23 protein-coding genes are annotated in these 26,096 nt (G+C 73.5%); 12 read left to right on the top strand and 11 right to left on the bottom strand.

Annotated elements, in window-relative coordinates; translation table 11 throughout:
- Positions 1-11 precede the first annotated feature (11 nt).
- From AB0958_RS23795 to AB0958_RS23780, 4 genes are all read right to left on the bottom strand, one after another.
- Positions 12-4,607 (bottom strand): hypothetical protein, encoded by a 4,596-nt coding sequence (locus tag AB0958_RS23795; protein ID WP_366892479.1) that lies wholly within the window; start codon positions 4,605-4,607, stop codon positions 12-14.
- Positions 4,608-4,653: 46 nt separating this feature from the next.
- On the bottom strand, positions 4,654-5,523 hold the full coding sequence (locus tag AB0958_RS23790; protein ID WP_366892478.1) for a hypothetical protein: 870 nt from the start codon (positions 5,521-5,523) through the stop codon (positions 4,654-4,656).
- A 64-nt stretch (positions 5,524-5,587) separates the two neighbouring features.
- The gene (locus AB0958_RS23785) at positions 5,588-7,114 is read right to left on the bottom strand and encodes a hypothetical protein (RefSeq protein WP_366892476.1); all 1,527 of its coding nucleotides are present in this window, start codon (positions 7,112-7,114) and stop codon (positions 5,588-5,590) included.
- 115 nt (positions 7,115-7,229) lie between these two features.
- Positions 7,230-7,925: a GntR family transcriptional regulator gene (locus AB0958_RS23780; protein ID WP_366892475.1), complete on the bottom strand. Its 696-nt coding sequence runs from the start codon at positions 7,923-7,925 to the stop codon at positions 7,230-7,232.
- Between the two features lie 209 nt (positions 7,926-8,134).
- On the opposite strand from AB0958_RS23780, the gene AB0958_RS23775 reads away from it, so the two are divergent.
- The 5 genes from AB0958_RS23775 to AB0958_RS23755 all read left to right on the top strand — a co-directional run bounded on the left by AB0958_RS23775 (position 8,135) and on the right by AB0958_RS23755 (position 12,620).
- Positions 8,135-9,454, top strand: a complete 1,320-nt coding sequence (locus AB0958_RS23775; RefSeq protein ID WP_366892474.1) for an MFS transporter — start codon at positions 8,135-8,137, stop codon at positions 9,452-9,454.
- Positions 9,451-10,290: a putative hydro-lyase gene (locus AB0958_RS23770; RefSeq protein WP_366892473.1), complete on the top strand. Its 840-nt coding sequence runs from the start codon at positions 9,451-9,453 to the stop codon at positions 10,288-10,290. Before AB0958_RS23775 ends, AB0958_RS23770 begins: the two co-directional genes overlap by 4 nt.
- Before the next feature lie 19 nt (positions 10,291-10,309).
- Complete coding sequence (locus AB0958_RS23765) at positions 10,310-11,068, top strand: 5-oxoprolinase subunit PxpA (protein ID WP_366892472.1); 759 nt, start codon at positions 10,310-10,312, stop codon at positions 11,066-11,068.
- A gap of 68 nt (positions 11,069-11,136) precedes the next feature.
- Entirely contained in the window at positions 11,137-11,754 is a 618-nt protein-coding gene (gene pxpB, locus AB0958_RS23760; RefSeq protein WP_366892471.1) for a 5-oxoprolinase subunit PxpB, read from the top strand.
- Positions 11,751-12,620, top strand: a complete 870-nt coding sequence (locus AB0958_RS23755; RefSeq protein ID WP_366892470.1) for a biotin-dependent carboxyltransferase family protein — start codon at positions 11,751-11,753, stop codon at positions 12,618-12,620. The genes pxpB and AB0958_RS23755 overlap by 4 nt, the downstream gene beginning before the upstream one ends.
- Before the next feature lie 17 nt (positions 12,621-12,637).
- Here the strand turns inward: AB0958_RS23755 and AB0958_RS23750 are convergent, their stop codons facing one another.
- Genes AB0958_RS23750 through AB0958_RS23740 form a run of 3 tightly spaced genes read right to left on the bottom strand, consistent with a single transcriptional unit; the run spans position 12,638 to position 15,827 of the window.
- On the bottom strand, positions 12,638-13,489 hold the full coding sequence (locus AB0958_RS23750) for an SGNH/GDSL hydrolase family protein (protein WP_366892469.1): 852 nt from the start codon (positions 13,487-13,489) through the stop codon (positions 12,638-12,640).
- Positions 13,486-14,700, bottom strand: coding sequence for a glycosyltransferase (locus tag AB0958_RS23745; RefSeq protein ID WP_366892468.1), 1,215 nt, complete (start codon positions 14,698-14,700; stop codon positions 13,486-13,488). The genes AB0958_RS23750 and AB0958_RS23745 overlap by 4 nt, the downstream gene beginning before the upstream one ends.
- A complete protein-coding gene (locus tag AB0958_RS23740; RefSeq protein ID WP_366892467.1) occupies positions 14,697-15,827 on the bottom strand; it encodes a glycosyltransferase family 1 protein in 1,131 nt (376 codons plus the stop codon). Before AB0958_RS23740 ends, AB0958_RS23745 begins: the two co-directional genes overlap by 4 nt.
- Here AB0958_RS23740 and AB0958_RS23735 point away from each other — a divergent pair.
- On the top strand, positions 15,729-15,995 hold the full coding sequence (locus tag AB0958_RS23735; RefSeq protein WP_366892500.1) for a hypothetical protein: 267 nt from the start codon (positions 15,729-15,731) through the stop codon (positions 15,993-15,995). The genes AB0958_RS23740 and AB0958_RS23735 overlap by 99 nt on opposite strands.
- A 64-nt stretch (positions 15,996-16,059) precedes the next feature.
- Here the strand turns inward: AB0958_RS23735 and AB0958_RS23730 are convergent, their stop codons facing one another.
- Positions 16,060-17,478: a HEAT repeat domain-containing protein gene (locus tag AB0958_RS23730; protein WP_366892466.1), complete on the bottom strand. Its 1,419-nt coding sequence runs from the start codon at positions 17,476-17,478 to the stop codon at positions 16,060-16,062.
- 300 nt (positions 17,479-17,778) lie between these two features.
- Positions 17,779-18,171 carry an ankyrin repeat domain-containing protein gene (locus AB0958_RS23725; RefSeq protein WP_366892465.1) on the bottom strand — a complete coding sequence of 131 codons (393 nt, stop codon included), beginning with the start codon at positions 18,169-18,171 and terminating at the stop codon, positions 17,779-17,781.
- Between the two features lie 221 nt (positions 18,172-18,392).
- Here AB0958_RS23725 and AB0958_RS23720 point away from each other — a divergent pair, with 221 nt between their 5' ends.
- Positions 18,393-18,587, top strand: coding sequence for a hypothetical protein (locus AB0958_RS23720; protein ID WP_046731976.1), 195 nt, complete (start codon positions 18,393-18,395; stop codon positions 18,585-18,587).
- 37 nt (positions 18,588-18,624) lie between these two features.
- The gene (locus AB0958_RS23715) at positions 18,625-20,187 is read left to right on the top strand and encodes an ABC transporter ATP-binding protein (protein ID WP_366892464.1); all 1,563 of its coding nucleotides are present in this window, start codon (positions 18,625-18,627) and stop codon (positions 20,185-20,187) included.
- 36 nt (positions 20,188-20,223) lie between these two features.
- Here AB0958_RS23715 and AB0958_RS23710 read toward each other — a convergent pair whose 3' ends face one another.
- Complete coding sequence (locus AB0958_RS23710) at positions 20,224-21,723, bottom strand: PLP-dependent aminotransferase family protein (protein ID WP_366892463.1); 1,500 nt, start codon at positions 21,721-21,723, stop codon at positions 20,224-20,226.
- A 109-nt stretch (positions 21,724-21,832) separates the two neighbouring features.
- Between AB0958_RS23710 and AB0958_RS23705 the strand changes: the two genes are divergently transcribed.
- The 4 genes from AB0958_RS23705 to AB0958_RS23690 all read left to right on the top strand — a co-directional run bounded on the left by AB0958_RS23705 (position 21,833) and on the right by AB0958_RS23690 (position 25,302).
- Positions 21,833-22,486, top strand: coding sequence for a hypothetical protein (locus AB0958_RS23705; RefSeq protein WP_366892462.1), 654 nt, complete (start codon positions 21,833-21,835; stop codon positions 22,484-22,486).
- Positions 22,483-23,250, top strand: a complete 768-nt coding sequence (locus AB0958_RS23700) for a glycerophosphodiester phosphodiesterase (RefSeq protein ID WP_366892461.1) — start codon at positions 22,483-22,485, stop codon at positions 23,248-23,250. The genes AB0958_RS23705 and AB0958_RS23700 overlap by 4 nt, the downstream gene beginning before the upstream one ends.
- 36 nt (positions 23,251-23,286) lie before the next feature.
- Positions 23,287-24,633, top strand: a complete 1,347-nt coding sequence (locus tag AB0958_RS23695; RefSeq protein WP_366892460.1) for an MFS transporter — start codon at positions 23,287-23,289, stop codon at positions 24,631-24,633.
- Positions 24,634-24,927: 294 nt separating this feature from the next.
- The gene (locus AB0958_RS23690; RefSeq protein WP_003977404.1) at positions 24,928-25,302 is read left to right on the top strand and encodes an RNA polymerase-binding protein RbpA; all 375 of its coding nucleotides are present in this window, start codon (positions 24,928-24,930) and stop codon (positions 25,300-25,302) included.
- Between the two features lie 117 nt (positions 25,303-25,419).
- Here AB0958_RS23690 and fxsA read toward each other — a convergent pair whose 3' ends face one another.
- The gene (gene fxsA / locus AB0958_RS23685) at positions 25,420-25,983 is read right to left on the bottom strand and encodes an FxsA family membrane protein (RefSeq protein WP_366892458.1); all 564 of its coding nucleotides are present in this window, start codon (positions 25,981-25,983) and stop codon (positions 25,420-25,422) included.
- Between the last annotated feature and the right edge of the window lie 113 nt (positions 25,984-26,096).

The following is a 26,096-nucleotide window of genomic DNA, read 5'->3' as shown; positions in this document are numbered from 1 at the left end:
CGAGGGAGCTGTCAGGCCGACGGCTTCCTGAACATCCGGGTGGCGGTGATCTCGCTGTGCACGGCCTCACCCGCCTGGGGCTGCTGCGGCAGCCCGGGCCGGAGATGTTCCTCCACGCTGATGTACTTCAGCCCGGCTCGCAGGTCGGCGTCGTTGCGCAACCGGATGACCAGCGGGAACTCGGCCAGCGCGGTGGTGTCGAACAACCCGGTCGTGTAGAGGAGTTGCACGCCCAACGCGTCCGACACCGCTCGCTGGAGCTCCAGCAGGTAGGTGGCGTTGGCCCGGCCGATGGGATTGTCGAGGAAGAGCGTTCCGGCATGCCGGTGCTTGTCCCGTCCCCGGTCGTTGGACCGCAGGGCGGCCATCGTGCAGTACAGGGCGATCGCGGCGGTCAGCAGCTGGCCGCCGGAGAACACGTCGCCCATCTGACCCACCGGCACCCGCTCCGCGCGCAGCACGGCGTCCGGCTTGAGGATCTCCACGGCGATGCCCTTCGGCTGCAGCGCCGCCGCGACCCCTCGCAGCAGCAGGGACATTCCGTCCCGGCGCAGATCGGAGTTCTTCTTCACGGCGGCCCGGGTCGCCTCGTCGATGACCTCGCCCAGGCGTTCGGTGAGGGTGGCCTGGTCCGGCTCCTCGAACCGGATGCGCAGGAACTCCTGCCCGGACCACTCGCCGAGCCCCTCGGGCAGCCGGGACAGCCGCTGCGCGGACCGCAGGGTGGCCAGCGCGGACTCCACCAGCCCGCGCAGCCGGTCCACGATCGAGTCCCGGTTCCGTTCCAGCTGGGCCAGTTCGTCGGTCAGGACCCGCAGCCGGGGAGCGAAGGCGTCGGCCCACTTCTGGGCGTGCTCGGGCAGGGCGGCGGCGGGCAGTTCGCGGATCTGCTGCCGGGCGGGGGTGCGTACGGCCTCGTAGCGGGTCGAGTTGGCGTGCCGTACGAGCACGTCGCTCGCCTCCCGTACGGCGGCCTCGGCGGCGGACAGGTCACCGGCGCAGCCCCGCAGCGACCTGCGGGCCTCGGCGGCGGACTGCCGGGCCTCCTCCGGACTGCCGGGGTAGGGCTCCGGCTCCCCCTGCTCGTCCTCGGCGGTGTGTTCGCGCAGCAGGTCGCGGAGCATGGCCGCGAGTTCGTCGAAGCCGCTCGCCGCGTCCTCGGCCGCTCGGTGGGCCGCCAGCAGCTCGGCGTGTGCCTCCCGCGCCTGGGCCAGCGCCTCGGTGCGGGAGGCCAGTTCGGCGGTCGCCGTGCGCAGCAGCGCCTGTGCGTGCTCGGCGTCGCGCGGCTGGAGTTCCTCGGGGAGTTCGGTGTGGGCCCCGCCGTCCTGCGGGGCGTGCCGTTCGGCTTCGCCGCGCAGCCGTCCGAGCTGCTCGCTGGCGGTGGACATCCGGGTCTCCAGGAGCTGCACCAGCTCCTCCGCGCGGGCGGCGGCGGCCTGCCGGGAGGGGCCGTCGGAGCCGTCCGGTGACTGGAGCAGCTGCTCCGCGCGGGTGCGGACCTTGTTGCTCAGCCGGTTCAGCTCGGCGAGGGCGGCGCTGTCGTCGCTCTCCGCGCGGGCCTGCTCGGCACGCAGATCGGCGCCCACGCCGACCTTCTCGTACACCTGGGAAGCGGTCCGGTAGGCCTCGCGCAGGGCGGGCAGTGAGGCCTTCGGGGCGTCCTCGTCCGCGTCGGGGACGTCGTCGGGGGCGCCGGCGATCTCGGAGCGCTCGGCACGCAGGGCGCGGGCGGTGCGGCGGGCGTCGTCCGCGGCACGCTGGGCGCCGCGCCGGTCCTCGTCGGCGGCGCGGGCGCGCTCCAGACAGGACTGGGCGCGGGCCTCGGACTCGGTCGCCTCGTCGGCCAGTTCACGGAGCTTGACCTGCCAGCCGGCCCGCTCGCGCAGCCGGAACGCGAGGCCGGCCAGGGCGTCGGCGGCGCGCCGGGCCTTCTGTGCGGCCTCCTGCCGCTCGTCGCGTACCTGTGCGGCCTCGGCGGCGGCCTCCTCGGCCTCGGCCCGCACGGTCCGCGCCTCGGCCAGCTCGGCCTCGGCCTCCTCGGCGAACGCGCGCGCCTCCTGGGCGGCCCGGGCCAGCTCCACGAGCCGTCCGGCGGGGCAGCCGGTGCGCCAGGAGGCGAGCCGGGCGGCCAGTTCGCGGTCCTTGCCGAGCCGCGCGGCGAGGGTGCGGATCTCCTCGTCCCGCTCGGTCGCCCGGGCCCGCAGCGCCTGCCGTTCCTCGTCGGCGGCGTGCTCGTCGTGCATGGCGGGGTTCGGCGGTACGAGGAACACGTCGCCCGGGGTGGCGTCGGCGGGCGGGGTCGGTGCGAGCAGGGCGGCGGCCGTGCCGACGGCGACGGCGGAGCGCGGCAGCAGGGCCGCGTCGCTCAGTGCCTCGCGGGCCCGGGCGTGTGTGCCGGGGTCGGTGATGATGACGCCGTCGACGAGTTCGGGGCGGGCGGCCAGCACGCGCGCGTGGTCGGCGGGGTCGACGGCCTGCGCGAGGTAGCGCCAGCCGGGCAGGGCCGGGATGCCGTGCTCGCCGAGGAACTCGACGGTGGCCAGCACGTCCGGTCCGGGCGGCAGCAGACCGCCGTCACCCAGGGCGCCGAGGATCCGGGAGTCGTCGGCGGCCGCCGTCCGCAGGTCGAACAGGTGACGTTCGGCGGAGCCGACGGCGTCGTCGAGCAGTTCGCGCAACTCGTCGGCGAACCGATCGAGTTCCTCGGGACCGAGCGTGTCGTCGCCGTCCTCGTGCCGGGGCCGCGGGATGACCGTACGGGAACCGGTGAGGCCCAGCAGTTCGGCCAGCCGGTCCTCCGCCGCAAGGCTCTCGGCCAGCCGCTTCTCGGCCTCGTACGTCCGCTCCGCCGCGGTCGCCGCGTCCGCGGCGCGGGCCGCCGTGAGTTCGGCACGGGACTCGGCGGCGGCCGCCTCGCGGGCGTGCTCGCTCGCCTTGCGGGAGGCCTCGCGGGCGGTGTCCCAGGCGGCCACGGCCGTCTTCTCGGCGTCGCTCGCGGCAAGCGCGGCCCGGGCCGGGTCGGCGTCGGGGGCACTGTCGTCGAGCCAGCCCGCGCGGACCGCCTCGGCCGTCTCCTGCTCGACCTCGCCGAGGCGCTGGCGCAGATGCCCCACCTCGCTGCGGGCTCGCTGGGCCTCGGTGGCGGCGGCGGTGGAGTCCCGGTAGGCGGCGTCGCTGACCTCCTGGAGGGCGGCGGACCGCTCCTCCTCCTCGTTGGCGAGGCGCTCGGCGCTCTCGGCGGCGGCGTGCAGGGCGCGTACCAGGTCGACGGCGGCCCTGGCACGGGCGGCGAGGGCGGGGGCCGCGTCGCGCTCGGCCTCCTGGATGGCGGCGGCCACGCGCGCGACACGGTCGGCGGCGGCGCGGTGGCGCAGCACGGCCTCGGCGGCCTGCCAGGCGGAGTGCAGGGTGCGCGCGTCGGCCAGTTCGCGCTTCTGCGCGGCGGCGGACTTCTCACCGACGGCCAGTGCCAGCGAGGCGTGCCGGTAGGCGAGTTCGGCGGCGATCAGGGCGCTGCGCTCGCGGGCGTCCTCGGAGTGGGTGACGGCGTGGGCGGCGGCCGTGACCTGCTGGGCGAGGTCGCCGGCGCGTGTCCGCTCCTCGACGCCCCGCGCGGACAGGCGCCGCGCCAGCGTGCGGGTGCGGCGCTCGGCTCCGGCGTGGATGTCACGCGCCCGTGCGCGTGCCCCGGCGGCCTCCACGATCCGCCCGAGCAGGTCCACCGAGCCGGCGGTGAAGTCCCGTTCGGCGATCAGCTCGGCACGCCGCCCCAGCTTGTTGCCGAAGCCGCTCACCAGGTCGGCCAGTCCGTCGGTGTCCCGGGTGTCGGTGACGGCGCGCAGCAGCAGGTCGGTGAAGTCGGAGTCCTTCTTCACCGCGAACAGGCCGGCCGCCTCGCCCTCGTCGGCGTTCATCTCCCGCTGGTAGCGGAAGAGTTCGGGGTCCAGGCCGAGGTCACCGAGGTGCTCGATCCAGCGGTCGTGGATCTCCTCCCAGTGCACTTCCAGGTGCGGGTAGACCTTGCTCGCCTCGGTGATGGCGTCCCGGAACCCCTTCATGGTGCGACGCCGTCCCTGCGCCCCGGAGGCGCCTTCCACGGGCGGCCGTACGGCGGTGGACTCGGCGACGGGCAGGCTGTCGAGCGAGAGTCCGGGGCCGGGCCGGAACGAGTACCAGGCCTCCGCGAACTTCCGCGGGTCGTTCGAGACCTGCCTCCCGCGCCACTCGCTCACCTTCCCGACGACCACGCACTCGCCGGTGAGCGTGTGCTGCCACTCCAGGGCGACGTGCCCGCAGTCGTCGGCGAGCAGGAACTTGCGCAGCACACCCGAGCTGGCGCCGCCGAGGGTGTTCCGGTGCCCCGGCAGCATCACCGAGAAGATCAGCTTGAGCAGCACCGACTTGCCGCCGCCGTTCTCCAGGAAGAGCACGCCGGCGGGCGCGGGCCGGCGCGGCGGGCCGACCGGCTCCTCCTCGAAGAACTCCGCCTGGGTGGGGGCGGGGTCGGGCACCGGCTCGCCGACACCCCGCAGGTCCAGCACGGTGTCGGCGTAGCGCGCACCGGCCGGCCCGATGGAGTAGAGGCGGACCCGGGACAGCTCGTACATGGCGGACTCTCGTAAGACGTGGGAAAGGGGTTCGGAGGGCTCAGGATCAGGAGTGGAACGGCAGCCCGGCGTCGGCGACCAGGTCCAGGTCCTCGGTGTGCTCGGCGGGCATCAGGCTGGCCGTGCCGTCGGTGACCGGGACGACCCCCAGTTCGAGCAGTTCGGCCATGGCGGCGCTGCCTGCCATGTCCCGTACCTGGAGCTGATAGCGGGCCGTCGTGCGGTAGGTGCCGCCCTGGTCGTCCCCCGTGCGCTGGAGGAAACCCGAGTCGGTGAGGAAGGCGACCGCCTTGCCGATGATGCCCGTGGTGGAACCGGCGAGCCTGCGGGCGTCCTTGGTGGCACCGGTCGCGCTCCGCCTGGCCCAGATCCGCCAGGCGGCCTCCAGGCCGGGCGCGTCGGTGGCCGGGTCGGTGTTCTCCCCCCGTTCCTCCGCCCGCTCCTCCAGGCGACGGCAGGCCTGCCGGACGAAGGCGTCGACGCCGTTGACCGTGATCCGTCCGATGTAGCCGTCGTCGGCCAGGTCCTCGGGGCGGGGGAAGGCCAGCGCGGCGACGGCGAGATGGGCGAGCCCGTGCAGGAACCGGTCGCCGCCGTCCGCGGAGGTACGACGCGCGTAGTCGCCCATGCGAACCGCGAACACGGAGTCCTCGGCGGCGGTCACCGCCATCCCCGCGCGGGGCGACACCTCGAGGACCACGAGCCCCAGCCCGGCGGCCACGGCGTCCGCGAGCCGCGCGAAGGCGGGGTCCTCCCGGTAGCGCCGCAGGAGCTCCGTGTACTCCTGGTCTCGCGCGGGCTGCACCTTGGGCTGCAGACCGAAGGCGACGAGCCGCGCGGCATCGGCGGCGTCGGCCGGCGTGACGGCGGCGGGCGCCGCCCCGGCAGACACCTCGGCCTCGACGTACTCGCTCACAACGACAACTCCTCGAACTCAGCAACTGGGAGGGACTTTCGGGGCTCACACCCGACACCCGACATCACGCGGCCTCGGTCCGGTCCGCGGCCATCCCGGCCGCGTCCAGCAGAGCGGTGCCCACGATCAGATCCGCCCCGCCGAACTCGGGATCGTCCAGTTCCGTCCCGTCGTCCACGGCGAACAGCAGCTTCTCCTCACCCTGCCGGTACGCCGTGCCGACCGCGGGGCTGGCCGCGTGCACCGCCAACAGAGCCACCAGGTAAGGCAGCTCGGGATCGGTGCGGCGCGCCTCGGCCAGCAGCCCCGACAACCGCCGCGGCGCGTCGGCCGGCAGGTCGAGCAGTTCCATCGCGGCCGCCAGTTGCGACTCGCTGAACCGGCTGTCGTCCGGTGTGGCGATGAGGTCCGGCTCCGGCATCTCCGCACCCAGGTGCTCCCGCTCCACGGGCGGGGTCAGCAGTATGTCGACGAGGTCGCCCACCCGCACCGCGACCGGTGTCCGCAGCCCGGTCCCCCGCGCGAAGAACGCCCCGGTGACCCGGCTCGCCTGTTCCAGCGGCAACGGCAGGACCGGCGCGACGAGATGCCCGTACAGGTCTATCCCGGACGTCGTCATGGGCGTCGCGAACGCCTGCCGGTCCTGCTCCGCGCGGAACAGCGGGCCGGCCTCCAGCAGTCGCGACTGCAACTGGGTGTGCCGGCGGATGCAGTCCTTGACGATGTCGACGAGTTCGGCGGCGCGCCGCTTGTTCTCGGCGTCCTCGGTCTCGTCGCGGGCCTTGCGGATGTTGGTGAGGATCGCGTTCTCGTGCCGGTACCGGTCGGCGACGTGGTCCAGCGCCTCGGCGATCATGTCGGGCACGGCGTTGAGCCAGTCCACCGCGCGGACGTTGCGCCGGGTGGCCTCCAGGGCGCGGCGCAGGCTCTCCGAGTACTGCACGGTCCGGTAGCGGGCCTGCTCGGCGGCGAGCTGGGCGTCGGCCAGCCGGCCGCGGTTGATCAGCACCTCCAGCTTGACCTCGGCGGCGATCTGGGCGCTGGTGACGTCCGTGTCGAGGGCGCCGACCAGGACGTTGACCGCTTCGTCGGTCGTGCGGAGGTAGACCGTGCCGCCCGGGCCCGGCACCTCCTCGATCAGCTTGAAGTCGTAGTCCCGGCGGACGTACGAGCCGTCGGGCGCGAAGGTGCCGTACACCGCGCGGAAGCCGCGGTCGACGCTGCCGACGTTGATCAGGTTCTCCAGGACCCAGCGGGCCACCCGCTCGTGCTCGGCGGCGGGACGGTGCGGGGTCTGGGCGGAGATGCGCGGGATGAGCCGGGCGACGATCTGCTCGTGGTCGGCGCCGGTGTCGAAGTCCATGTTCAGCGTGACCAGGTCGATGGCGGAGAGCGCCACCTCGGCCATGCCGTACACCGAGTACTCGCCGGCCAGGTTCGCCTTGCGGGCGTCCAGGTCGTGCAGCGGCGCGGTGCAGGCGAGCGCGCGCAGCCGCCGCGCCAGCCCCTCGTCCGCGGCCGGGCCCGGCGCCGGGCGCGGCCCCGCGCTGAGCTGGGGCGGAACGCTGTCCGTCAGTGCAGGCGAAGTCACGGTGCACAGACTAGGTCCTTGGTCTGACAACGGCCCAAACGACGCGGGACGGCTCCGCCACGAGCGCCGGGCGACCGCGGGTGGTCCGTAGCAGTGAGGGTCGTACCGGCCGGACTCATGGGGCGCTGTCGACCCTGCGGCGGTAGACGTCCACCACTCGTTCCAGGGAGTCCGTGAGGTACGTCTCCAGCAGGTGTTCCGCGCCGTGTCGGTCACCGGTTCGCAGCGCCTGGAGGATCTCCTGGTTCCGGGCCAGGTACGGCTCGTGCAGGGCGTGGGGGTCGTCCACCACGTGGAAGGCCAGGCGGAGTTCGGCGAAGACGCTGCGCATCAGTTCGTCGGTGCGTTCGCTGCGGGCCAGGGCGACGAGTTCGCGGTGGAAGTGGATATTGGCCGTACCCACTGCTTTCCAGTCATCTCCGGCCGCCGCCGACTGCCCCTCGGTGACCGCCGCCGCCAGTGCGTCCAGGGCGTACGGCGGCTCGCCGAGGCCGCGGACCACGGCGCACTCGACGAGGACGCGGGTGCGGTAGATGTCCTCGACGTCCTCGACCGTCAGGACCCGGACGAAGACGCCCCGGTTGAGTTCGTGGACGAGCAGGCGTTCGTGGGTGAGCAGCCGGAACGCCTCGCGCAGGGTGTTGCGGGAGACGCCGAGGGCGCCGCCGATGCCGTCCTCCGACAGGCGGGTGCCCGGCGGGAAGTAGCCGTCGGCGATCCGGCTCCTGAGGATGTCGGAGACGCGTTCGGCGGTGCTGGTCCGCCCGAGGAGGGCGCGGTCGTCGGCCAGTCCCGTCAGCTGCTCTGTCATGCCCGAATTCAACCGCAGACCCAAGGACGAGACAACGTAGCTATTGAAGGATCGTTGAACAATCCCCTACGGTGCTCATCACGCTCCTCCGCGCTCGATCACGCTCCACCACGCCCCACCGCGCCCCACCGCGCCCCACCGCGCTCCTCATGGAACGGCTCCGCACTGCTCGGTCCCCGCACCCTCCGTCCCTCATCTGCGAGGTGCCCATGAGCACGACCCCGCCACCCCAAGCCGTCACCTCCGACACCCACCCGGCCGGAGGTGGACACCCCTCCCGCGAGGGCGCGTTCGGCTGGCTGCCCGCCTTCGGCCCCCGCGGCCGGCGCGCGTTCGCCGGCGCTTTCGGCGGCTATGCCCTGGATTCGTACGACTACTTCACCCTGCCGCTGAGCATGGTCGCGCTCGCGGCGTACTTCGGCCTGGACAGCGGCCAGACCGGCCTGTTCACCACGGTCACCCTGGTGGTCTCCGCCGTCGGCGGCGCCGCGGCGGGCGTGTTCGCGGACCGGGTCGGCCGGGTCCGGGCCCTGATGATCACGGTGACCACCTACGCGGTCTTCACGGTGGCCTGCGGCTTCGCGCCCGACTACGAGACCCTGCTGGTGTTCCGCGCCCTGCAGGGCCTCGGTTTCGGCGGCGAGTGGGCGGTCGGCGCCATCCTGGTCGCCGAGTACGCGAGCGCCCGGCACCGGGGCCGCACCCTGGGCGCGGTGCAGAGCGCGTGGGCCGTCGGCTGGGCCCTCGCGGCGATCGTCTACACGCTGGTCTTCTCGTTCGTCGGCGACGACCTGGCCTGGCGGGTGATGTTCTGGACCGGTGCGCTGCCCGCGCTGCTCCTGGTGTGGCTGCGGCGCCGGGTGCACGACGCCCCGCAGGCGACGGCCGCGCGCGAACGGAGCGCGGCACGCGGCTCGTTCGCGGCGATCTTCCGGCCGGGTACGGCCGGGGCCCCGGGGCTGCTGCGCACCACCGTCTTCGCGGGTCTGCTGTCCACGGGCGTCCAGGGCGGCTACTACACGCTGGCGACCTGGATCCCGACGTACCTCAAGTCCGAGCGCGGTCTGTCGGTCGTCGGCACCGGCGGTTATCTGGCCTTCCTGATCTCCGGGGCCTTCCTCGGCTATCTGACCGGCGGGTACCTCACCGACCGGCTGGGCCGACGGCGCAACATCTGGCTGTTCGCGCTGCTCTCGGCGGTCTGTGTGCTGGCATACGCGCACATTCCCGGCAGCGCCGGCACCCTGCTGCTGGTGCTCGGTTTCCCGCTCGGCTTCTGCATGTCGGCGATCTTCAGCGGCTTCGGCTCGTACCTGAGCGAGCTGTACCCGACGGAGGTGCGCGGCACCGGGCAGGGCTTCACGTACAACGCGGGACGCGCGGTCGGCGCGGTCTTCCCGACCCTGGTGGGCTTCCTGGCCGACAGCTGGGGCGTCGGCGGCGCGCTGGTCTTCGGCGCGGCCGGTTACGGACTCGCGGCCCTGGCACTGCTCGGGCTGCCGGAGACGCGCGGAAAGGAACTGGCGTGAAGCGCACGGAACCCGTCCTCTCGGCCGAGGACCGCCCTGTCGTCCTGACCGACGGGCACGCGCACGCGTGGCGCCCGGAAGCCGCCCGGGCCCGCTTCCGGGCCGGCCTCACGGGTGCCACGGCCGGGGTCGCGGCCGGTCACACCCAGGCCAACCTGATCTCGGTGCCGGCCGACTGGGCCTACGAGATGCTGCTGTTCTGCCAGCGCAACCCCAAGCCCTGCCCGGTGCTCGACGTCACCGACGCCGGTGCCACCGGCACGGTCCTCGCGCGGGGCGCGGACCTGCGCACCGACCTGCCTCGCTACCGGGTGTGGCGGGACGGGGAGTTGGTGGACGAGCCGACGGACGTGCGGGCGTACTGGCGGGACGACCTGGTGTCGTTCCTGCTCGGCTGCAGTTTCACGTTCGAGTGGGCGCTGGCCGCGGCCGGGGTGCCGATCCGGCATGTCGAGCAGGGCCGGAACGTGCCCATGTACGTGACGAGCCGTCCGTGCCGCCCCGCGGGGCGGTTGCGCGGGCCGATGGTGGTGTCGATGCGCCCGGTGCCGCCGCAGCACCTGTCGGCCGCGATCCGGGAGAGCAGCCTGCTCCCGGCGGTGCACGGCTCCCCCGTACACTGCGGCGATCCTGCGGCGCTCGGCATCGACGACCTCGGCCGGCCCGACTTCGGCGACCCGGTGGACGCCGAAGCGGACGACATCCCGGTGTTCTGGGCCTGCGGGGTGACCCCGCAGGCTGCGGTGACGGCCTCCCGGCCGCCGTTCGCCATCACCCACGCGCCGGGACAGATGTTCATCAGCGACGCCCGCGACGAGCAGTTCCGCGTGGCCTGACAGGAGAGACAGCCGATCCATGACCTCGATCGATCTGAACGCCGACCTCGGCGAGGGTTTCGGCCGCTGGCGGCTCACCGACGACGAGCAGCTGCTGTCCGTCGTCACCAGCGCCAACGTGGCCTGCGGTTTCCACGCGGGGGACGCGGCCACCATGCGGCGGGTGTGCGAGCTGGCGGCGGGGCGCGGGGTGACGATCGGCGCCCAGGTGTCCTACCGGGACCTGGCCGGGTTCGGGCGGCGCGCGATGGACGTGCCGCCCGCGGAGCTGGCGGCCGAAGTGGCCTACCAGATCGGCGCGCTGGAGGTGTTCGCCCGCGCCGCGGGCTCGCGCGTGGCCTATGTGAAACCGCACGGCGCGCTCTACAACCGGGTGGTGCACGACGAGGAGCAGGCCGCCGCGGTGGTCGACGGGGTGCTCCTCGCGGACGGCTCGCTGCCCGTGCTCGGGCTGCCCGGTTCGCGGTTGCTGGCCCTGGCGGCGAAGGCGGGGCTGCCGGCTGTCACGGAGGCGTTCGCGGACCGTGCGTACACGGACGAGGGCACGCTCGTCCCGCGCGGGCGGGAGGGGGCGGTGGTGAGCGACGCGGAGGCGGTCGTGGAGCGCTCGGTGGAACTCGCGCGCTCCGGCGCGGTCACCGCGCATTCCGGCGCGCGCATCGCCGTACGCGCCCGCTCGCTCTGTCTGCACGGCGACACCCCGGGCGCCGTGGAGCTGGCGCGCAGGGTGCGCGCACGGCTCACGGACGCGGGCGTGACCGTGGCGGCCTTCGCGTGAGCGGCGGCCGTCCCCGGAGCGACAGCCTTCGCGTGCGCCCGGAAGCGGCAAGCGGCACCCCGCTGCCGATGACCGTCCGTCCCGTCGGTGACGACGCCCTCCTCGTGGAGGTCGGCTCCGGCACCGAGGCGCAGTGGCTGCACGACGAGTTGGTGCGCCGCCGCGCGGAGGGCTCGCTGACGGTCCGCGAGATCGTGCCGGCCGCCCGCACCGTCCTGCTCGACGGCGTCGACGACCCCGCCCGCCGGGCCGCCGAGCTGACCACCGCAGAATTCCGTCGCACTCCTCCACGCGTGCGGGCCGCGGTCGAACTCCCCGTGCGGTACGACGGTCCGGACCTCGCCGATGTCGCCGCGCACTGGCGGGTGACCGAACGGGAGGTGGCCCGTATCCACGCGGGCACCGAGTTCACGGTCGCCTTCTGCGGCTTCGCGCCCGGCTTCGGCTACCTGACCGGGCTGCCGGACCGCTACGACGTGCCACGCCGGGCCACCCCGCGCACCGCCGTGCCCGCCGGGGCGGTGGCGCTGGCCGGGCCGTACACCGGCGTCTACCCGCGCTCCTCGCCGGGCGGCTGGCAGCTGATCGGGACAACAAAGGCGGTGCTGTGGGACCACGCGCGCGTGCCGGCCGCGCTGCTCGCGCCGGGGACACGGGTCCGGTTCGTACCGGTGGGGGACGTATGACCGATCGTGCGCTGGTCGTCGTACGGGCCGGGGCGCTGACCACCGTGCAGGACCGGGGGCGGCCCGGGTACGCGCATCTCGGGGTGCCCCGTTCCGGAGCCCTGGACGCGCCTGCCGCCGCCCTCGCCAACCGCCTGGTCGGCAACCGGGCCGAGGCGGCCGTCCTGGAGACCACCCTCGACGGCTGTGCCCTGCGGGCACGTTCCGCGGTGGTGGTCGCGGTCACGGGCGCGCCGTGCCCGGTGGCGGTGGGCGGCCGGCCGGCCGCGTGGGGCGCGCCCGTCGTGGTGCCGGCCGGAGAGCTGCTGGAAGTGGGGGCGGCGCTGTCCGGGGTGCGCAGCTATGTGGCCGTCTCCGGGGGGATCGCCGTCGATAAGGTGCTGGGCAGCCGGGCCACGGACCTGCTCTCCGGGCTCGGACCCGCACCGCTGGCGGACGGCACCGTGCTGCCGCTGGGCACTCCGGCGGGCCCGTACGCGCGCGTGGACGTCGTACCGCAGCCGTCCCCGCCGACGGAGCTGGTGCTGCGGGTGACGCCCGGTCCGCGGGCCGACTGGTTCACACCCGAGGCCGCCCGGGTGTTCACCACGCGTGCGTACCGTGTGTCGTCGGCGAGCAACCGCATCGGGCTGCGCACGGAGGGGCCGGCCCTGGAGCGGGCCCGGCCCGGTGAACTCCCCAGCGAGGGCATGGTGCTCGGCGCCGTGCAGGTCCCCCCGGACGGCCGCCCGGTGGTGTTCCTGGCCGACCATCCGACCACCGGCGGCTACCCGGTGATCGCGGTGGTCCGCGCCGCCGACCTCCCGGCGGCGGCCCAGGCGGTCCCGGGCACCCCGGTGCGCTTCGTGACCGTACGCCGCCGCTGAACCGTCCGGGCGCCCCGTCACGCGGCGTCGGCCGGGCGCTCCGGTGGCTGGAGGGCGGCCAGTGCGGCGGAGACGGCGGCCGACGCGCTCAGGTCCAGACGGGCGCTGGTGCCCTTGCGACGGTGCCACATCTCGTCGACGGCCAGCCGCAGCAGCTGGGGCAGCAGGTCGCGGCAGCGCCTGATCACCCAGGCGGTACCGGCGGTGGCCAGCCAGAGCAGGCTCGCCTTCCTGGTCGGCGCCGGGAACTCGGGCTCGGACGACGGCGCCGTCCCGGTCGCCTTGCCCAACGGGGCGAGCAGGGCGTGGAAGCGGACGGCGAGCTGCCGGTGCCCGCGCTCGCCGGGGTGCAGCCGGTCAGCGCTCCACATCGCGCGGTCGGTGAGCCAGGCGCCCTCCGCCGCGTGCAGATGGACGGCGCCGTACCGTTCGGACAGCGCGTGCACCACCGTGTTGACCGCGCGCTGCCGGCGGGCCAGCGGGCGGGCCAGGGCACCCGGCAGCCCGAGCATCGAACCGGGATCGGGCAGGCAGGCCGTGAGCAGGGTCGCGCCCGACGCGGTGAAGGCGGCGTAGACCTTGTCCAGCCGTTCGGCCACCGCGTGGATGTCGAAGGTGCAGCGCAGGGTGTCGTTGACGCCTATGACGACCGCGACGATGTCGGGGCGCAGTTCCAGGGCGGCCGGAGTCTGGCGTTCCAGCACGTCCCGGGTCTGCGCCCCGCTGACCGCGAGGTTCGTGAAGTCCACGTCCTGCGCGGCGAGTCCGCCGGCCAGCAGCGCGGCCCAGCCGCGCCACCCGTCGCCCGCGGGGTCGCCCACGCCCTCGGTCAGCGAGTCCCCGAGCGCCACGAACCGTACGGTCCTCATGCCACGCCCTCCGGCACGACACGGCGGGCCGGTGCCGTCGCCGGGTCCTCGTCCCGGCGGCACGTCAGCGGCGCGTCGTGGGCGTCGAGGAACGCCTCCACGGCCGTTCGCCACCCGAAGCACTCCGCACGCGCACGCGCCGTGTCCCGGCGTTCGGCGGCGGACCGCTCCAGGATCGTCTCCACGGCGTCGGCGAACGCCTCTCCGCGGTCGGCCGCGGTGGCCCCCGCGGATCCGATCACCTCGGGCAGCGCGGAGGACGCGCTGGCGACCACGGGGGTCCCGCAGGCCATGGCCTCCAGGGCGGCGAGCCCGAAGGTCTCCGCCGGCCCGGGCGCCAGGCACACGTCCGCGGACGCCTGCAGTGCGCCCAGGGTGCCGCGGTCGGAGACGTGTCCCAGGAAGGTGACCGGCAGCCTGCGCTCCCGCGCCCGCTGTTCGAGACGCTCGCGCAACGGCCCGTCACCGGCGACGATCAGGACCACCCGCCGCCCGCGCCGCACCATCGCGTCCACGGCGTCGAGGGCGGTGCCCGGCCGCTTCTCCACGGACAGCCGCGAGCACATCACCAGCAGCGTCTCGTCCTCGCGGGCGTAGCGGGCCCGCAGGTCGGGGTCGCGCAGCGAGGGGTGGCGGCTCACCAGGTCGACGCCCAGCGGCGCGCGGACGACGTTGCGGGCGCCGATGCGGACGAACTCGCGCTCGGCGAACTCGGTGGTGCACACCACGCGCGCGTAGGTGTGCGCGGTGCGGGCGTTGAGCGCGTCCGCGGTGCGGCGGGACATGTTCTCGGACATGCCCCAGGTGCGCAGGACGCCGTCGGCGGTCTCGTGGGAGACCATCACCGCGGGTATCCGGGCGCGCCGGGCCCAGCGGCCGGTCCAGCGCAGGGTGGTGCGGTCGGACACCTCCAGGCGGTCGGGCGCGAGGTGTTCCAGCAGGGTCTGCACCCGGCGCTTGTCGACGAGGACGCGGTAACCGCCGGTGCCGGGCAGCAGCGGGCCGGGCAGGGTGATGACCCGGCCCTGCTCCTCGTCCCGGTCCGAGTAGCGCTCGCCGGGCACGATCAGGACGGAGTCGTGACCTGCCGCGACGAAGCCCTTCCCGAGTTCGCGCAGGGCGGTGCGCAGCCCCCCGGAGGCGGGGGCGACGAAGTTCGCCAGCCGGACGATGCGCAGCGGCGCCGGCGGGACGGACGGGGAGGCGCTCATGCCGCCACCACCGGCCGGCGTGCCGCGAGCACGTCCTCGTAGTGGCCGATCAGCTGGTCGCCGACCGCGGCCCAGGTGCGGCCCTCGACGGTGGCCCGCGCGGCGGCGCCGAACGCGGTCCGCAGGCCGGCGTCGGCGACGAGGGAGGCGACGGCCTCCCGTACGGCCCCGGCGTCGCGCGGCGGGACCAGGAAACCGGTGCGGCCGTGGTCGACCAGGTCGATGGGGCCGCCGGCGGCGGGGGCGACGACCGGGACCCCGCTGGCCATGGCCTCCTGGACGGTCTGGCAGAAGGTCTCGAAGGGGCCGGTGTGGGCGAAGACGTCGAACGAGGCGAAGATCCGGGCGAGGTCGTCGCCGGTGCGGCGGCCGAGGAAGACCGCGCCGGGCAGCGCCTCGGTGAGGTGGGCCTGAGCGGGCCCGTCGCCCACGATCACGACCTTCACACCCTCCAGGGCGCAGACCCCGGCGAGGAGTTCGACCTGCTTCTCGGGGGCGAGACGGCCGACGTAGCCCACGATCACCTCGCCGTTCGGGGCGATCTCGCGGCGCAGCGCCTCGTCGCGGAACTCGGGGCGGAAGCGGACGGTGTCCACGCCGCGCTGCCACAGCTGGATCCGGGGGACGCCGTGCGCCTCCAGGTCGCCGATCGAGGCGGTGGACGGGGCGAGGGTGCGGTCGGCGGCACCGTGGACGGACCGGATCCGCCGCCAGGCGGCCGCCTCGCCGGCGCCCACGTAGGTACGCGCGTATCCGGCCAGGTCGGTCTGGTAGACGGCGACGGCGGGGATGCCGAGCCGGGCGGCGGCGGCCATGCCGCGGACGCCGAGGATGAAGGGGCTGGCCAGGTGGACCACGTCGGGGCGGTGCCCGATCAGCGCGGCCGCGAGTCTGCGGCTGGGGAGGGCCACGCGGACCTGCGGATAGCCCGGAAGCGGGAGGGAGGGGACGTGGACGACAGGGCAGGGCGCTTCGGCCGCGGCGAGCCTGTTTCCGGGAGCGGGAGCGGGAGCGACGACGAGGGGAGCGTGACCGCGATCGACGAGGTGTCGGGCGGTCTGGAGCGCGCAGTGGGCCACGCCGTTCACATCGGGGGGAAAGGATTCGGTCACGATGACGACACGCATACCGGTGTTGTCGCCGTGCTGGACGTGGCCGCGTCAAAGTGGATCTTTCCGGATGTTAAACGTCCCATGAGCGTTGCTCTGCACACCCGAGCGGGTCAGCCGGTGTCCATGTCCGGCCGGTCTGCCGGTCACCGCTCGTTCACCCGGCGGGCAGTCGTCCGCACCTGAAACGTGTGACGGTCCCCCGTGGTTCCCGTGATGCCGATGCCGCCGTGTCCCCCGTTGTCCCGTGTCACATGGCGGGTGCGTCCGGTCCGATGCGGCTGCGTACGGCCGTCTGGACCTCGGCCTCCTCGGCGGGGTCGGCGGCGAGCCGGCGGAGCTGTTCCACGACCCGGGCGTCACCGGTCTCGGCGTGCCGGGCGGCGATCTCGCGGGTGGTCTCCTCGCAGTCCCACAGGCATTCGACGGCGAAGCCGGTGGCGAAGGAGGGGTCGGTGGCGGCCAGGGCGCGGGCGGTGCGGCCCCGCAGGTGGGACGAGGCGGTCTCGCGGTAGACGTGCCGCAGGACGGGGGCGGCGCAGGCGATGCCGAGCCGTCCGGCGCCGTCGACGAGCGTCCAGAGGGTCGGTGCGTCCGGGCCTTCCCCGCGTACGGCCTCCCGGAGCGCCGCGAGGACCAGTTCGCTGTCCTGGGCGCCGCCCCGGCAGGCGAGCATCCGGCCGGCGGCCGCACCGAGCGCGTCGGGGCGGCGGGCCCAGCCACGGGCGCGGTCGACGGCGGCGATGCTGCGCATGCGCTCGAAGGCGTCGACGGCGGCCTCCACCACGGTGGCCGTACCGTCGGCCACCGCGGCCTCGATCAGGTCCGGCGCGGCGGGGTCGTTGCTGTCGGCGAGGTAGCGCAACGCGGTGCAGCGGGCTCCGTCGGTGCCGTCCTGGGCGGCCCGGAGGATCTCCGGCCGGTCCTCGGGTCCGGCGACGGCGACCAGACACCGGGCGGCGGGCACATGGAGTGCCGCACCCCGCTCGATGCCCTGCTGGGCCCACTCGAAGACCGCCCGCACACTCCACCCCGGACGGGGCCCGGCAGGTCGCATCTGGCGTTGCCAGCGATCGAAGCAGCCGGTCTCCTGCGCGGCACGCACGCGCGTGGCGATCGATTCGCGGGGGTCCTCGGCCCACAGCCGCCAGGGCCGTGGCTCGAAGGCGTCCCGTACGGCGGCGGCCAGCTCGGCCTCGCCCTCGGCGTCGGCGGCGAAGCGGGCGAGCACCGGGGCGGCGAGGGCGCGCAGGCCCGCGTCGTCGTCCCGCAGGGCCAGCTCGTCCAGGGCCCAGGCCCAGTTGGCGCCGCACGCCGCGTACCTGCGCAGCAGTTCGAGGGCGTCCCTCCTGCCGTAGGAGGCGAGATGCCCGAGCACGGCCAGCGCGAGGCCGGTGCGGGACTCCTCGGGATCGAGGACGTCCTCGGGATCGAAGAGGTGTGCCTCGATGGCGTCCAGCTCGCCGTTCAGGTCGAGGTAGAGCCGGGCGTAGTACAGGGAGCGGTTCTCCACCTGCCAGTCGTGGCGGGGGTCGCTCAGCACACAGTGGTTCAGAGCCGCGAGCGCCTCGGCGCGCGGGGCGGTGAGCGCGTGCAGCGTGCCGTCGCCTCGGCCCCGCTGGAGCAGGCCGAGCAGCGTACCGCTGGGCGCTATGACCGGATCGAACATGGGAAACAGCCTCACATCAAGCGTCGACACAACCGGGGAACACGCATTACCTGGCCGCGTGACACAACGTCGGGGCGCCCGCCGTCTCTTGCTTGCTGTAGACCATTTCTCTCTGCCTCTCGTCAGTGGCCCACGCGGGCCGATCACGGCCCGCGCGGTGCGGCAACACCTGCCCAGCCATCGCGTCCGTGAATCACGACGTCATGATGACTCGGCACTTCGACCTGCCGCGACCGAAATTTCGGCGGCCCTGTACCGCCTCCCCCGTTTTGTGTGTTTTAGCTGGTCAGAACAGATGGGTCAGTGGGTACCAAACAGTTCCAAAAGGTCCGCCTTCCCGAACATGCGCGCGGTGTCGACGGCCGACGGAGTGCCCGCCGCCGGGTCCGCGCCCGCTTTCAGGAGCACTCTGATCACTTCCGTCTCGCCCTTGAAGACCGCTCCGGCGAGTGGTGTCTGACCTCGGTCGTTGACCCGGTCCGCCTCGGCGCCCCGGGCGAGCAGCTCACGTACCGCCTCGGCGTGCCCGTGGTAGGCGGCGAGCATCACGAGGGAGTCGCCGCGATCGTTGGTGAGGTTGGCCGGAACGCCCGCGTCGAGGTACGCCACGAGCGCCTCGGTCCCGCCCTGCCGGGCCAGATCGAAGATCTTGGTCGCCAGCTCCACGACCTCGGGGTCGGGGGCTTCGGTCATCGCCGGGACCGCCTCTCTGTGTGCTGCGGGACGTACGAGTGAATCGACAGCGTACTGGTTCGGGATGGGCGGGCAATCCGGTCAGCTCCGGTCGAGAGTGATCCACCAGCAGAGTGAAATATACCGAGATTCACCCAATTGCACCTTTAATCGTATGGATACCATCTGTGATGCTGGAAGAACTCATGGTGACTGTCCCCCCTCGACACCAGGAGATCTCAATGATCCTCTCCATCTCAGGCGTCATCGTGCTCGGCATCATCGTCTTCCTCTTCTTCCGCAAGGACGGCCTGAAGCCTTCGCACGCCACGGTCTCGGCACTCTTCGGCTTCTACCTCGCCAGCACGGCCATCGCGCCGAGCATCAAGGCCGGCGGCGAGAGCCTGGCGAGCCTGCTCGGCGGTATCAAGTTCTGACGCTCGTCCCGCCCGTACGCACCATCAGGAGACAGCAGTGGCCCGGCGCCCCCTCCCCCGCATTCTGAGCAACGGCACCGCGCAGCTCGCCCGAAGCCGGGAGCTGGCCCGGACGGCTGCCGACAACGCCACCGACGTCCTCCACCCGCTCATCACCGTCACCCGCGGGCTGAGCCGGCTGGCCTCGGCCGGACGGCGCAGGTGGGCGGACACGCCCAAGGACAAGCGCGGGCCACTGCTCTTCCTGGCGGCCTCGGCCGTCCTGGTCGTGGCACTGGTGCCGTACGGACCACTGCTCGCCGTCATCACCCTGATGGCGGCGAGCGCCTGGCAGGGCCGCGACCGCACCCCGCCCCCGCCGGAGGGCCCCGACGAGTCCCAGACCGAGCGACTCCGGTCCCTGTACGAGGCCCTGGTGCCGTACTTCTCGGCCGCCGAGGACCCGGCGCCGCTGTACGCACACGGCGGGGAGTGGGACAAGGCCTTCCTCGCCCACGAGTTCGACGACACGGGCCGGATCGGCCAGCTGGTGATCCGCTACCCCGCGTACTTCCCGGACGGCGACCCCGCGGCCCGCGCGGGGATCGAGCACCTGCTCACCGCGAAGTCCGGCCGGGGCCGCGAGTACCACTTCGCGTGGGACGAGGAGGCCAACCAGCTCACGGTGACCGTCCTCGCCCCGCTGCCCACCGACATCGCCGCCCAGCGTTTCGTCACCACGCCGGGCGAGACGGTCCTCGGTTTCACCGACCCCACCGAGGTCCTGCGCACGCTCCCGCTCGGGTACGGCGAGGAGCAGCGGGACGTGCCGCCGGTCGTCTGGCGCACCGGCGCCCGCTCCACCGAACCCCACCTGCTGATCATGGGCCGGCCCGGCAGCGGCACCTCGACCCTGCTGCGCTCCGTCGCCCTGCAGGCCCTCCAGTACGGCGACGTGCTCGTCGTCGAGGGCGGCGGCACCGGCGAGTACGCCTGCCTCAGCGGCCGGGACGGGGTGCTCGCCGTGGAGTGCGGCCTGGCCGGGGCGCTGGCCAGCCTGGAGTGGGCCGCGCACGAGACGGAGCGGCGGCTCATCGCGCTCAACCTCGCGCGGCAGGCGGGTCACACTCCGCCGGAGGACTGCCGACGTCCGCTGTGGATCCTGCTGGACCGCCCGAGCGCGTTCGTCCACCTGGCCTCGGCGGACGGCCAGGAGGACCCGCAGTCGCTCCTCCAGGTCCCCCTCCGGCACGGCCGCGCGGCGAACGTCACCGTGGCGGTCGCGGAACACCTCGACAGCGCGGACACGTTGAGCGAGGCGGTACGACAGCACACGCGCGCGCGGGTCGTGCTGGGACCCGCGCTGCCGGACGAGCTGACGGCGGTGCTGGGGGCACCGCCGCACACCACGCCGTTGGCCCAGGTGCCGCCGGGGCGGGGTTACGCCCGGCTGGGGCACGGGCCGGTACTGCGCCTTCAGGTGCCGGCGACACCGGACCCGTACGACGACGCGACGAGCGAGGTGGACCGGGAGGCGGTACTGGCCCTGTTGCCGCCGCGCAGCGGGGTGGTGGAGCAGGCCGGAGCGCCGCCCATGGAAGCCGCGGTGGCCGAGGGCTGAGGCGGGGGCCGGGGAAGGCCGGTCGCGGCAGGGCCGCTACGCCACGAACGACCTCGGCCCCTCGCTCCCCCCGCTCGCCCCCGACGCCACCAGCCGCCCCGCCGCGGCCAGCCGTGCCGCCGCCTCCTCCGCCACCGCTCCCCCCACAGTGAACGGCAGCCGCACATACCCCTCGAAGGCCCCGTCCACCCCGAAGCGGGGACCGGACGGAACCCGCACGCCGACCCGCTCCCCCGCCTCCGCGAGCCGCGAGCCGGACAGCCCGCCGGTCCGGACCCACAGCGTCAGGCCGCCTTTCGGCACCTCGAACTCCCAGTCCGGCAGCTCCCGGCGCACCGCGGCCACCAGGGCGTCCCGGTTCTCTCTGGCCTGAGCCCGGCGCAGGTCGACGGCCTGCTCCCAACCCCCCGTGCTGAAGAGCCAGTTCACCGCCAGCTGCTCCAGCACCGGGGTGCCCAGGTCGGCGTAGGCGCGCGCGGCGACCAGACTGCGGACGACCTCCGGGGCCGCCCGTACCCAGCCGATGCGCATGCCCGCCCAGAAGGCCTTGCTGGCGGAGCCGACCGTGACGACCGTGGAACCGGCCGGGTCGAAGCCGCAGACCGGGCGGGGCATGGTCACGTCCTCGTCCAGCCACAGCTCGCTCATGGTCTCGTCGGCGACCAGCACCGTCCCCGCCGAGCGCGCCGCGTCCACCAGCCGGCGTCGCTGGTCGTCGTCGGCGAGCGCCCCGGTGGGGTTGTGGAAGTCCGCGACCACGTACGCGATCCGGGGTGCCGCGTCCCGCAGCACCTGGCGCCAGCGGTCCACGTCCCAGCCGCCCAGCCCCTCGGCCATCGCCACCGGCACCAGCCGGGCGCCCGCCTCCCGCATCAGCTGGAGGATGTTGGCGTACGACGGCGACTCGACGGCGATGCGCTCGCCGCGGCCCCCGAAGAGATGACAGATCGCGTCGATCGCGCCCATCGCACCGGTCGTGACCATGATCTGCTCGGGCATGGTGGGGATGCCGCGCGCGGTGTAGCGCTCCGCGATCATCGCGCGCAGCACGGGCAGGCCGGCCGGGTAGTCGCCGTGGGTGTGGGCGTAGGGCGGGAGCTCCTCCAGGGCGCCCTGGACCGCCCGGGTCAGCCAGGGCTCGGGGGCGGGCAGGGCGGCGGTGCCGAGGTCGATCACCGAGCCGAGCGCCTCGGGGGGCAGCGGTTCGAGGCCCCGGGCGGGCAGCGGGTTGCCCGCCGGGACGGCGGTCCAGCTGCCGGCGCCGCGCCGGGACTCCAGGAACCCCTCCGCGCGCAGCGCCTCGTAGGCCGCCGCCACGGTCGTCCGGCTGACGGACAGGGAGAGCGCCAGTTCCCGTTCGGCCGGCAGCCGGGCGGCGACCGGGACGCGGCCTTCGAGCACGAGCAGCCGGATGCCGTCGGCCAGCGCGCGGTAGGCGGGCGGGCGCCGGGTGCCGGGGCCGGCCAGCCGGTCCTGCTGCGAGTTGAGCAGCCGGGCGAGCTGCGCGGCCCCCACCGCCGACGTCCACTGCGCCATGAGAATCAGTCCACCTTCCCCGAATTGGCCATGGATGGCTCTTCCTCCCAAGCCACAGAGTGACACGGGTCAGGCCACCTTTTCCACCTCTCCCCTCGGGGGTGTCCACTTGTCCACGCACGGCCGTCTCGCACGACGGTTGGTCCAGCTCTACGTGGGACTCACGCTGTACGGCGTGAGCTCCGCGCTTCTCGTCGTGGCCGGTCTCGGCCTGGAGCCCTGGGGCGTGCTGCACCAGGGCCTCGCCAGGCACACCGGGATCGACATCGGCACGGTGGCGATCATCGTGGGCGCGGCCGTACTGGTCCTGTGGATCCCGCTGCGCCAGCGGCCGGGGCTCGGCACGATCTCCAACGTCTTCGTCATCGGCCTCGCGATGAACGCCACGCTCGCCGTCGTCCCGGCGGTGCACGGGTTCGCCCTGCGGGTGCCGCTGATGGCGGCGGGAATCGTGCTGAACGGGGCGGCGACCGGCCTGTACATCGCGGCGAGTTTCGGGCCGGGGCCCCGGGACGGTCTGATGACGGGGCTGCACCGTCGTACCGGACGTTCGATCCGGCTGATCCGGACCGGGATCGAGGTGGCCGTCGTGGTCACCGGTTTCGTGCTCGGCGGGACCGTCGGCGTCGGCACGCTCCTGTACGCCGTGTCCATCGGGCCGCTCGCGCAGCTGTTCCTGAAGGCGTTCGCCGTCCGGGCGGCATCCGGCCGCAGCACCGTCGTTGCCACGGGGTCACCGGAACACGCGATACTGCCGGAGTGAGCACGCCGAAACGCCACCCGTACCTGGACCACCCCGGCCCCATCGCCTTCGCCCACCGGGGCGGGGCCGCGGACGGCCTGGAGAACACCGTGGCGCAGTTCCGGCGCGCGGTGGAGGCCGGCTACCGGTACATCGAGACCGACGTCCACGCCACCGCGGACGGCAGGCTCGTCGCCTTCCACGACGACACGCTGGACCGGGTCACCGACGGCGCCGGCCGGATCGCCGACCTGCCGTGGGACGACGTACGGCACGCGCGCGTGGCGGGCCGCGAACCGCTGCCCCTCTTCGAGGAGCTGCTGGAGGAGTTCCCGGACGTCCGCTGGAACGTGGACGCCAAGGCCGAGCCGGCCCTCCGCCCGCTTCTCGACCTGATCGAGAAGACGGACTCCTACGACCGCGTCTGCGTCGGCTCCTTCTCGGAGGCGCGGGTGCTGCGGGCGCAGCGGCTGGCCGGACCCCGGCTCGCCACCTCGTTCGGCACCCGTGGTGTGGTCGGGCTGCGACTGCGCTCCTGGGGGCTGCCCGCGGCGGTGCGCCGGTCGGCGGTTGCGGCCCAGGTGCCCGAGTCCCAGTCGGGGGTCCCGGTGGTGGACCGGCGCTTCGTGCGCGCCGCCCACGCGCGCGGGCTGCACGTCCACGTGTGGACGATCAACGAACCGGCGCGGATGCACCGGCTCCTGGACCTGGGTGTCGATGGCATCATGACCGATCACATCGACACGCTGCGCGAGGTCATGACGGACCGGGGCGTCTGGGTCTGAGACGCGCGCGGCGCCGCGGGAAGGGCGAGGGCACGGGTGGGCACGGAGACCGTGCGGACGGGGGCCTTGGACGAGGCTGCCGGACTGCGGCGCGAACAGCGCGGATGGTATTTCTACGACTGGGCGTGCTCGGTCTATTCGACGAGCGTCCTCACCGTGTTCCTCGGCCCCTATCTCACCTCGGTGGCCGACCACGCGGCGGACGCCGACGGCTATGTGCACCCGCTCGGCGTCCCGGTCCGGGCCGGCTCGTTCTTCGCCTACTCGGTCTCCCTGTCGGTGGTCCTGGCGGTCGTCCTCATGCCCCTGGTGGCCGGCGCGGCCGACCGCACGGGCCGTAAGAAGCGTCTGCTGGGCGTCGCCGCGTACACCGGGGCCGCGGCGACGACCGGCATGTTCTTCCTGGACGGCGACCGCTATCTGCTCGGCGGCCTGCTGCTGGTCGTCGCGAACGCCGCCCAGTCCGTGGCGCTGATGCTGTACAACTCCTATCTCCCGGGGATCGCCGCGCCCGAGGAACGCGACACCGTCTCCTCCCGGGGCTGGGCCTTCGGCTACGCGTCCGGTTCGCTGGTGCTCGTGGCCGACCTGGTCCTCTACTCGGCGCACGACTCCTTCGGCCTGTCGGAGACGGAGGCGGTCCGCATCTGTCTGGCCGCGGCGGGTCTGTGGTGGGGCGCCTTCGCCCTCGTGCCGCTGCGTCGGCTGCGCGACCGCGGCGGCCGGAGTGCCGGGGCGACGGCGCCTGGGCTGCGTCAACTGTCGGCGACCGTCCGGGACATGCGCCGTCACCCGTTGACGCTGTCCTTCCTGCTGGCGTACCTCATCTACAACGACGGCATCCAGACCGTGATCTCGCAGGCGTCCGTGTACGGCTCGGAGGAGCTCGGGCTGGGCCAGTCGACGCTCATCGGAGCGGTCCTGATGGTGCAGGTGCTGGCGGTGGCGGGCGCCCTGGGAATGGGGCGGCTGGCGCGGGTCCACGGGGCGAAGCGCACGATCCTGGGGTCGCTGGTGGCGTGGACGGTGACGCTGGCGGCGGGGTACTTCCTGCCCGCCGGGGCACCGGTGTGGTTCTTCGTCCTCGCGGGCGGCATCGGTCTCGTCCTCGGCGGCAGCCAGGCCCTGTCGCGCTCGCTGTTCTCCCATCTCGTGCCGCCCGGCAAAGAAGCCGAGTACTTCGCGGCGTACGAGATGAGCGATCGGGGGATGAGCTGGTTGGGACCGTTGTTGTTCGGGATCACCTACCAGCTCAGCGGAAGCTACCGTTCTGCGATCATCTCGCTGGTGGCCTTCTTCGTCATCGGGTTCGCGCTGCTCGCGCGGGTGCCGGTACGGCGGGCGATCGACGAGGCGGGCAACCCGGTTCCGCGGAAGATCTAGCGTAAAGATCCAAGGGAAGATCGAGCGGGGAAGATTTAGCGTTCAACGCGAAAGGGCGGTAGTGTACGCGTTTGGCCTGCCAGGCGTACCGTTACTGCGCGTCAAAGATGCCGAAACGCTGGGTGACATCTGTTAGCAGATGTGACAAACCGGGCACTGGTGGGTACAACAAGGGGCGGCTACGACGGCGACGCATGACCCTGAACGGGAATCTTTACCGCCGACCGGACGTTGACCGGATGACGACGACAGCGACACCTGTCCTGTGGGCGACAAGCCCGGGAGGCACGATTCATGAGTGAGCGAGCTCTTCGCGGTACGCGCCTCGTGGTGACCAGCTACGAGACGGACCGCGGTATCGACCTGGCCCCGCGCCAGGCCGTGGAGTACGCATGCGAGAAGGGGCACCGCTTCGAGATGCCCTTCTCGGTCGAGGCGGAGATCCCGCCGGAGTGGGAGTGCAAGGTCTGCGGGGCCCAGGCACTCCTCGTGGACGGCGACGGCCCTGAAGAGAAGAAGGCCAAGCCCGCGCGTACCCACTGGGACATGCTGATGGAGCGGCGCACCCGTGAGGAACTCGAAGAGGTCCTCGAGGAGCGTCTGGCGGTTCTGCGCTCCGGGGCGATGAACATCGCGGTTCACCCGAGGGACAGCCGCAAGTCCGCATAGTTCCGTGTAACGGGAAGCCGACAACCCATCGAGGGCGCCGTACGTTCTGTGAACGTACGGCGCCCTCGGTTTTCGTGTTACCGGACGGGACCGCGGAGGGTCACCGCGGCAGGTGGGTCACCGCGTCAGCGGCGGCCGCTCCCCCGTCGGCTCGTCGCCCCGGTCGGGGCCCGCGTGCCTGATCACCTCACCCTGCACCACCTGGCCGTCCTGGCGGTGCATCCGGGCCTGCTGGAAAGCGTTGCCCAGGGTGCCGGGGGCGGCCGCGCGGAGCCTGCGGTCGATGGTGCGTTCCGTGAGGCGGGAGACGGCCTTCTGGACCGGGGGCAGCAGGAGCAGCAGGCCGAGCGCGTCGGAGGCCAGGCCCGGGATCATGAGGAGCAGGCCGCCCAGCATCATCAGGCCGTTGCCACCGCCGCGCTCCGGGGAGCCGCCGCGCCGGATCGCCTCGTTGAGGCTCTGGAAGGCACGTCGGCCAGCCCGCTTGATGACCACGGCGCCGCCGACGAAGCCCGCCACGAGCAGCAGGAACACGGTCGTGCCGCCGGCCGCGCCGGCGACCACGGTCAGCAGCCAGATCTCCAGGACGAGCCATGCCGCGAGGCCCAGCGGCAGATACCGGGCGAGCCGCGAACGCCGGGGCCGGTCGGTGTACGGAGGGGTCTGCGCGCCAGTCGTCATGCACCCAGTGTGCCTGGGCCCGGCTCAGCGCGGGATAAGGGGATGATCAGCCGGATCTGTCAGGTTTCCGGGCCTCGACGGTGGCGGCCGCCGCCCGCACTCCGGGACGGGCG

The sequence above is a fragment of the Streptomyces sp. NPDC006655 genome (genome assembly GCF_040703965.1).
Lineage (GTDB): Bacteria > Actinomycetota > Actinomycetes > Streptomycetales > Streptomycetaceae > Streptomyces.
The sequence above is the reverse complement of the archived record's forward strand: the minus strand, read 5'-3'. Positions and strand labels throughout refer to the sequence as shown.